This is a genomic window from Nostoc sp. 'Peltigera membranacea cyanobiont' 232 (assembly GCF_002245985.1).
Lineage (GTDB): Bacteria > Cyanobacteriota > Cyanobacteriia > Cyanobacteriales > Nostocaceae > Nostoc.
On the sequence record NZ_NOLK01000051.1, the window covers coordinates 43,865 to 52,280 of the forward strand.

7 protein-coding genes are annotated in these 8,416 nt (G+C 43.0%); 2 read left to right on the top strand and 5 right to left on the bottom strand.

All coding sequences use genetic code 11. The annotated features are described in order from the left end of the window. Positions 1 to 124: 124 nt before the first annotated feature. The 4 genes from rfbB to CDG79_RS18490 form a co-directional block, all read right to left on the bottom strand. Complete coding sequence (rfbB, locus tag CDG79_RS18475; protein ID WP_094343429.1) at positions 125 to 1,186, bottom strand: dTDP-glucose 4,6-dehydratase; 1,062 nt, start codon at positions 1,184 to 1,186, stop codon at positions 125 to 127. A gap of 52 nt (positions 1,187 to 1,238) precedes the next feature. Beyond that, positions 1,239 to 2,234: a glycosyltransferase gene (locus CDG79_RS18480; RefSeq protein ID WP_094343430.1), complete on the bottom strand. Its 996-nt coding sequence runs from the start codon at positions 2,232 to 2,234 to the stop codon at positions 1,239 to 1,241. Between the two features lie 91 nt (positions 2,235 to 2,325). Beyond that, positions 2,326 to 3,027 (bottom strand): DUF6391 domain-containing protein, encoded by a 702-nt coding sequence (locus CDG79_RS18485; protein ID WP_094343431.1) that lies wholly within the window; start codon positions 3,025 to 3,027, stop codon positions 2,326 to 2,328. 412 nt (positions 3,028 to 3,439) lie between these two features. After that, positions 3,440 to 3,703 carry a helix-turn-helix domain-containing protein gene (locus tag CDG79_RS18490; RefSeq protein ID WP_012410583.1) on the bottom strand — a complete coding sequence of 88 codons (264 nt, stop codon included), beginning with the start codon at positions 3,701 to 3,703 and terminating at the stop codon, positions 3,440 to 3,442. Positions 3,704 to 4,065: 362 nt separating this feature from the next. On the opposite strand from CDG79_RS18490, the gene CDG79_RS18495 reads away from it, so the two are divergent. Continuing rightward, on the top strand, positions 4,066 to 5,043 hold the full coding sequence (locus CDG79_RS18495) for a carbohydrate kinase family protein (RefSeq protein WP_094343432.1): 978 nt from the start codon (positions 4,066 to 4,068) through the stop codon (positions 5,041 to 5,043). Between the two features lie 262 nt (positions 5,044 to 5,305). On the opposite strand, the gene crtR is transcribed toward CDG79_RS18495, so the two are convergent. After that, on the bottom strand, positions 5,306 to 6,205 hold the full coding sequence (gene crtR / locus CDG79_RS18500; RefSeq protein ID WP_094343433.1) for a beta-carotene hydroxylase: 900 nt from the start codon (positions 6,203 to 6,205) through the stop codon (positions 5,306 to 5,308). 370 nt (positions 6,206 to 6,575) lie between these two features. Here crtR and pyk point away from each other — a divergent pair, with 370 nt between their 5' ends. Continuing rightward, positions 6,576 to 8,345, top strand: coding sequence for a pyruvate kinase (gene pyk, locus CDG79_RS18505; protein WP_094343434.1), 1,770 nt, complete (start codon positions 6,576 to 6,578; stop codon positions 8,343 to 8,345). The last annotated feature ends 71 nt before the right edge of the window (positions 8,346 to 8,416 follow it).

Here is an 8,416-nt window from a genome sequence, read left to right on the forward strand (position 1 = left end):
TGGGAGCCAGTTGAAAGCACTGGGATATTGTCTCACACCGCAAAAAATTATCCCTCCAGTCTCAGAGTGAATCACAATAGTAATTACCACTCACTTTGTGACACTATTGCGTGGGGAATTTAAGTTATAGATAATTTTTGCGATAGTAAGCTTGATATTCCGCAGACAGCAGAGGTTCCCACCAATCACGATGATTGAGATACCATTCAACAGTTAAACGTAAACCCTCAGCAATTGTTACTGAAGGTGTCCAACCAAGTTGAGTTTTAATCTTATTTGCATTAATTGCATATCTGCGATCGTGTCCCTGTCTATCCTTGACAAAAGTAATCAACTCCTTTGCTGGATGTACTGGTAAATCAGGTGCTAATTCATCCATCATCTGACACAAAAGTTGCACCAGGTTGAGATTTTCCACCTCATTGTTGCCACCAATATTGTACATTTCCCCTGGTTGACCGTGATTGATTACCACATCTAAAGCACGACAATGATCGCCTACATAAAGCCAATCGCGCACATTTTTACCATCGCCATAAACAGGTAATGGTTTACCTCTCAATGTGTTGATACACATTAGAGGAATTAGCTTTTCGGGAAACTGATAAGGGCCGTAATTATTAGAGCAATTTGTGATAATGGTTGGAAGCTTATAAGTATGATAATAAGCACGCGCTAAATGGTCGCTACCAGCTTTTGAGGCTGAATAGGGACTATTGGGAGCGTAAGATGTAGTTTCACAAAAAGCTGCATCATCTGCGCCCAAACTACCGTAGACTTCATCAGTAGAAACGTGTAGAAAACGATAATCAGATGGCTGTGCTTTAGCCTCCCAATGTTGGCGAAAAGCTTCCAGCAGGGTGAAAGTTCCCACAACGTTGGTTTGCACAAAAGCCGCCGGCCCAAGAATGGAACGATCGACATGAGATTCAGCAGCAAAATGGGCAATGGTATCTATCTTTTCGGTTGATAATAGCTCGTCTACAATGGTGCGATCGCAAATATCCCCCTGCACAAACCGAAAATTCTCTCCTCCCTCAACCATCGCCAAATTCAGACGATTCCCCGCGTAGGTAAGCGCATCCAACACCACCACCCGATCGTCTGGATAAACCTGACACCAGTGATGGACAAAATTCGCCCCAATAAACCCCGCACCCCCAGTAACTAATAACCGCCGACTCATTCAATTTCCTCTCTTCTCTCTGCGATCTGTACGCCTCTGCGGTTCGTTTATATTACTTGAAATATTTCTTCTTCAACTTTCCGTATATCTTCTGAGCAAGTAATTTTGCCATACGGACTTTTGTCAAACTCTTAATATTAGATGGCTGCTGAATCTTGTGATCAAAAAACTCATTTAACTCATCCAAAATTACTTGGAAACGCTTAATAATATTTTCAGCCCGATATTCAGCAAAAAACTCTTCAGACAAACTCATTGCTACTGAATAATCAATTACCTTTAGAATCCGTTGTACATCATATTCTTGAGAATATCCAGCAATTTTAGAGCAATTAAATCCTGGATCTAAATAATCTGCCAATCCCCCGTTTACACTAGAAAATACTTGACAACCACAGGCAAGAGCTTCCATTGGTTGTAGACCAAATCCTTCACTAACACCCTGTTGTGCCCAGTAATCAGCCGAATCATAGAGGTAAACCTTAGCTCGGTTAAATAGTCCAGGTAAATCTTCTATATAAGAGTCAACAACCAATACTTTACAACGTTTTTGTAACGCTGGGATTAATTCTTTAATTAAATACTCAGAAGATTTTCGAGCCTGAACTAAAACATCAATATCCCGTTCTCGACCTAAATTTTGAAACTCATTAGAAATTTGATTGGGCAAATAATAAATTAGGGAATTTGGTGATTTTTCTCCCCAATAGCCCATTGTATAACGGCTAACTGTAACAATCGGAATACTCGCAGGCAACCTAAATGGATAACCTGCACTATGTGCATGGTAAACGACATTGTATTGCTGAAGTTTCGCCACGAGTTGAGCTATATCAAATCCCCAACTTATGACAAAAATCACATCACTTAAATTTTTCTCTTTTAGTAAATCATCAAGAAAAAGCTTATCCTTTTCTCGTTGACGGTAAGTTACAACATCAGCACTACAGAAATTTTGAGCCAGATTAAGTGCTTTTAACTCCGCCCAAAGACCACCACAGGCAAATTTGCCATCTGTACCGGGAAGCAAGAAGTAAAGTTTTCTCATAATTTTATTTAGGGCATTGGGAATTGGGAATTGGGCATTGGTTATTATTCTTCTTCCTCATCTTTCCCTGCTCCCTTCTCCCTGTTCCCCCTCATTCTTGCCAACCTACTTTAACAAAATGTGCTTCACGCCCCCAAACGTCGTGTGTACGGGTAATATTTTCAATTGCTAGGTTAAAAGGAATGGCTGTTGTTAGGTAACGCTGGGCCATAGAACCTAAATCAGGTGCGAGTTCGGCTGCTGTCGTCGCTGCTAACCCCAAACCGATAAGTTGCTCAATTGGTCGAAATGGTAGTAACAGATGTACACCGATAGCTAGTCCGGCTGTTAACAACATTGCTACTGATAAATTTGTACCGCAACGGGGATGTACAGCTAAATCCCATTCCCCACTAGTAAGGCGATGTCGAGCAAGTGCGATCGCACGCCGCAAATCACTAATATTCACCTCGCCATAAAGGTAAAATCCATGCTCAGTAGACAAACCGCTTAATTGTTCGTTATCTAGCTGAACGTTAGGAGGTTCTCCTTTAGTAGGATAGGCACTGTTTGATTCGCTAAGAACCCAAACAGTCGCATGTTCTAAGGCGTGAACCTGCCGGATCGTTAGAATTTCTTTCAACCCTGGAATAAATGATAGCTGCCTAAGTAAGTCGGCATCTTGTGTGGGTTGCGGAAAGTCTGAAAATTGGCCTTCAATAGTCGGAACTTTCTCAGATACAGGTATCGTAAAACCAAAGTTGAAAAATTCAAAGGGAGACGAGCTACCCTGAAAAGAGGCGGAAGTATTCATTGCAACACTGCTCCCAAAGCCGATGGGACAACATAGATTTCTTTCAAATGTAACGCTTGCACCACTGAATTGTTGCTAATTTCTGTGGATGATTGTTGAGTTTGGGCATTGGGCATTGAAAAGGCAGGGTGCAGAGGGAAAACTCTTCTCCCTTGCTCCCTTGCTTCTTCCCCAATCCCCAGTCCTACATCTGTTCTGCTGAATTTGAAAAGGAATTCTTTGTTATAGTTTCCGAGTCCGAGGGTCAGCTGGCTCCACTAACATAAACTCCGGCTGAGTGAAGGACTCGGAACTTTTGGTAGAGTGTTCACACTGAAAACTTAGGCGTGAGGAGGGAAACAATCAGTAAACCTCAAAATTGGCTTGCAATTACACCAGACCAAAGCAATTATGTTCTTACTAAATAAATTGCTCATTCGATCTGGTTAGGCAGAAGACAGCAATTGACATCATTCAAACAGACTTTGCCCCACTGTAAGGCCCAGCGAACAAGAGCTACTCGATTTTCTGTCTCGGTCTTGGTCAGGATATTACTGATATGGTTATCAACTGTACGCTTGCTAATCTCCAGTTTTCCTGCAATCTCTTGGTTAGTTAAGCCAGCGGCCACTAGGTCGATAATTTGCAGTTCTCTGTCTGACAGACTAACGGGGGTCTCAGACTTGCCACCAGCCATGACTATTTCTATGCTCCTTTGGTATATGTACTTAATCGCTCTTTCTAATTCTAGAAGATTCTTTTGTTGGTAGGGGTTTCAAGTGTTAGTAGTAATACTATTGTCAATATTTTCTTTGGATTTCAAGTTGGCAAGAATATAAATCACAATAATATATCAGTATTATATAACACTTATTCTTGGCTAGAAGTTAGTATAAACATTTAGATAATTTAGGCGATATTGAAAGCATATAGATGTTATGGAGTAGTAAAAATTGCTATTTAATTCTATGAAGGACTGGCGACAGATTAGCAAAAATTGTTGTAGGTTTTATACTGTAAATTCCTAATCCAAAATCGAAATCTAAAATTTAAAATGAAATGAGCAATTCCCGTGTTTTGTGCCTCGGTGAAATTTTGTTTGATTGTTTAGCCGATCAATTAGGGTTAAAACTGGAAGAAGTTAAATCTTGGACTCCCTACCCAGGAGGGGCACCAGCTAACGTAGCCTGTGCTTTAGTTAAGTTGGGGATACCGGCAGGATTTATCGGAGCTGTTGGTGAAGATGAACCAGGAAATGCACTAGTCAAGCTATTACAAGATGTAGGTGTAGATACAACAGGGATACAACGCCACCCTACAGCACCAACACGGCAAGTTTATGTTACACGGGATCTGACTGGCGATCGCACCTTCGCCGGATTTGGTCAGTATGACACCGCAGAATTTGCCGATACTCGCCTGCAAGCCAAACGATTGCCAGATTCGCTATTTAAAGAGGCAGATTTTCTGGTTTTGGGTACTTTGGAATTAGCCTATCCTGAAAGCGAACAGGCAATTTACCGCGCCCTAGAGTTAGCAGAACATTACGATTTGAAGATTGTGCTAGATGTCAACTGGCGACCTGTATTTTGGGACGAGCCAAACATTGCTCATCAAAAAATTCCAGAATTATTTAAGCGAGTGGATTTCCTCAAACTCTCCAAAGAAGAAGCGGAATGGCTATTTGAAACGGCAGATCCCGGAGCCATAACTTACCGTTTGGCTTCAATTGAAGGAGTACTAGTAACAGATGGGGAAAACGGTTGCACCTACTGTCTGGGTGAGAATGAAGGCAAATTATCTTCCTTTTCAATCCCTGTAGTTGATACAACTGGTGCAGGGGATAGCTTTTTGGCAGGATTCATCCACCAACTGAGTCAGAATGGCATCCACAGCTTGCGGGATGCAGAAACCGCAAAACGCATCGTCACTTATGCCAGTGCTGTTGGGGCACTAACGACCATTAAACCAGGTGCGATCGCTTCTCAACCAACAAATGCTGAAGTTGAAGCTTTTTTAACCACACACCAACTTTAAAAACTAGCACAACAAGCCAAGAATATAAGCCAGCAAAAGCTGATATTCTTGGCTAGAAAATGGAATAACGCTCTTCTATTACTCTCGTTAAATAAAAATTCAGAACCCTTGATTTTTAAGGCTTTGATAAATTTACGAGTAGGTTGGGTTGAGGGACGAAACCCAACACGAAAAATCCTTGGTTTTGTTGGGTTTCACTTTGTTCAACCCAACCTATATTTTTTTCTTTAATCAGAGTCATAAAAGAGCGATAATTGCCGATCTATTCTTTTTGATGATGCAACCGAATTCCTAAAAAGATGTCATAAACAAACTCAAAAAAGTCCTTTTTCTGCAACAATCCTGAAGTTTGATAACATCCTTTTTCATCTAAGAGTGGCTTCATCACATAGTATGCAGGTTGGTAATTATACCAAGGAATAGAAGGCCACAAATGGTGAATTAAGTGGTAATTTTGTCCCATAATCAGGATATTGAGGACTGGGCTCGGGTAGACACGAGCGTTTTTCCAGCGATCGCGCTCCGCAAAAGGACGATGGGGCAAATAGTCAAAAAATAACCCTAGTGCTATCCCTACCACAAAAGCGGGTATAAACCAAAAATTCAGAATGTACCCTAAAAAGTTGTACTGCACTGAGATATAAACAATTACACCAACAATCAAGCGGCTAATGAACCATTCTAGTAGCTCATATTTTCGCCACAGTCGCCGTTGAAAGAAAAACACCTCATGGTACAAAAATCGCACTGCAATCAGCCATAGCGGGCCACCCGTGGAGACATAATGATCTGGATCGTCTTTGGGATGGTTGACATGGCCATGATGCTGTAAATGTACCCTTGTAAATACTGGAAAAGCAAAAGCTAGCATCAATGCACTGCCATGCCCTAACATCGCATTCACTACCCGGTTGCGATGGGCTGATTGGTGACATGCGTCGTGAATTACCGTCCCAGCACAATGCAAGGCAAGAGTGTTAACGCTAAAGCACAGCCAGTGCGGCCATTCCCAAAGCCAGTAACCAAAGTGAGATAACACCAGCATTGCTACAGCTACCAAAAACAGCAGTAGCGTGGGATTAAAATCACCAGGAGGCGCTAAAAATTCCTTTGGCGGGATTGTCAGTGGCTTTTGTGCCTCCGATGCGATCGTTTCTAACATTGACTCCTTCTTAATCAAACATTACGAATATACGATAAATATTAGGGAAGAATAAATTTTTGTAAACTTTTGTATAGCAATATTTATCCACAGCTTTGCATATCAGTAGATGAATAACGCTATGATTCCAGACAAGAACTAATCTTTACTGATAAGTGGGGTATGACAATTGGCAAAAAGTTGATGGGATAAACTCTTTCGTTGGGAGGATGGATACAAGATTGATGTACTATATCTAGTCTATCCCACAGCCCCTACTCTCCCATAAACTCTCTCTAACTGCTTATATCTATTGATATAGCAGTAACCGAAAAGGAGATGCCACTTAAGTTACGATGACTTCCCAGATAGCTCCCTAACTTCAGCCCCTATGCAATTAAGAGATTCTCTGCGCCGGACAAAAATTGTCGCTACTATTGGCCCCGCTACTAGCAGTCCTGAAATGCTTAAGGCGATTATTGAAGCGGGAGCCACGACGCTGCGGCTAAACTTCTCCCACGGAACTCATGCCGACCATCAGCGTAGTATTCGCTTAATTCGGCAAACCGCTTTTGAATTAAATCAGCCAGTGGCTATTCTCCAAGACTTGCAGGGCCCAAAAATTCGCTTGGGGAAGTTTGACAACGGGTCAATAGTTTTGGCAAAAGGCGATCGCTTTACCTTGACAAATCGTCCAGTTATAGGGACACAGGAAATTAGCTGTGTCACCTACGATTATTTAGCCGAAGAAGTCCCGGTTGGCGCAAAAATCCTCCTTGATGATGGACGAGTAGAAATGGTTGTAGAGGAGATTAACCGAGACAAAGGTGACTTGCATTGTCGCATCACCGTACCAGGTAAACTTTCTAACAATAAAGGCGTAAACTTTCCTGGCGTTTACCTGTCAATTAAGGCAATGACCGACAAAGACCGAGAGGATCTGATGTTTGGTCTAGATCAAGGTGTAGATTGGGTGGCACTTTCCTTTGTCCGCAATCCCCAGGACATGATCGAAATTAAGGAACTAATTTCCAGTACAGGCAAACAAGTACCAGTGGTTGCCAAAATTGAAAAACATGAAGCCATTGAACAAATGGAGGCAGTTCTGGCTTTGTGTGATGGCGTGATGGTTGCCAGAGGCGATTTAGGCGTGGAACTGCCAGCAGAAGATGTTCCAGTACTCCAAAAGCGGCTAATTGCGACAGCAAATCGTTTGGGGATTCCGATCATCACCGCCACCCAAATGTTAGACAGCATGGTGAGCAATCCTCGTCCCACTCGCGCGGAAGTGTCGGATGTGGCAAATGCAATTTTGGATGGCACAGACGCGGTGATGCTCTCCAATGAAACTGCTGTGGGTAGTTTCCCTGTAGAAGCAGTGGCAACGATGGCGCGGATTGCCGAGCGGATGGAGCAAGAAGAAGTCCAACACTTAAACTTGCGTTCTGTAAAAGATGCTCGGCGCTCGATTCCCAATGCGATTAGTCAAGCGGTAGGTCAAATTGCCGAACAACTTGGCGCAGCAGCAATCATGACCTTAACGCAAACTGGGGCAACTGCTCGCAATGTCTCTAAATTCCGTCCTCAGACACCGATTTTGGCAGTGACACCCCATGTGAATGTAGCGCGGCAGCTACAAATGGTGTGGGGAGTAAAACCGCTATTGGTGCTAGGATTGCCTTCCACTGGTCAAACATTTCAAGCTGCGATCAACGTAGCTCAGGAGTTGAAGTTACTGTCTGAGGGTGATTTAGTAGTGATGACTGCTGGCACACTCCAGGGAATTTCTGGCTCTACAGATTTAATTAAGGTAGAAGTGGTAACGGCGGTACTAGGTCACGGCATTGGACTCGGACAAGGTTTAGTGAGTGGTCGTGCACGGGTAGCTAATACTGGGATGGATGTGAGTAACTTTAATCCCGGAGATATATTGGTTGCACCCCGCACTAGTGCCGATTTTGTTGAGGCAATTCGGAAAGCTGCCGGGATTATTACTGAAGAAGAAAGTCTCACAAGTCACGCGGCAGTAATTGGCTTACGTCTTGGTGTGCCAGTGATTGTTGGCGTGAAGCAAGCAACGCAGGTGATTCGAGATGGAGCGATTATAACGCTGGATCTACAACGGGGTTTGATTTACTCTGGGGCAGTGAGAACGCCTTGAGGATGGGGACTGGGGAATGAGGAATGGGGAATGAGGGAAGATGATGGGAAACAGGGGACAAGGTGACAAGG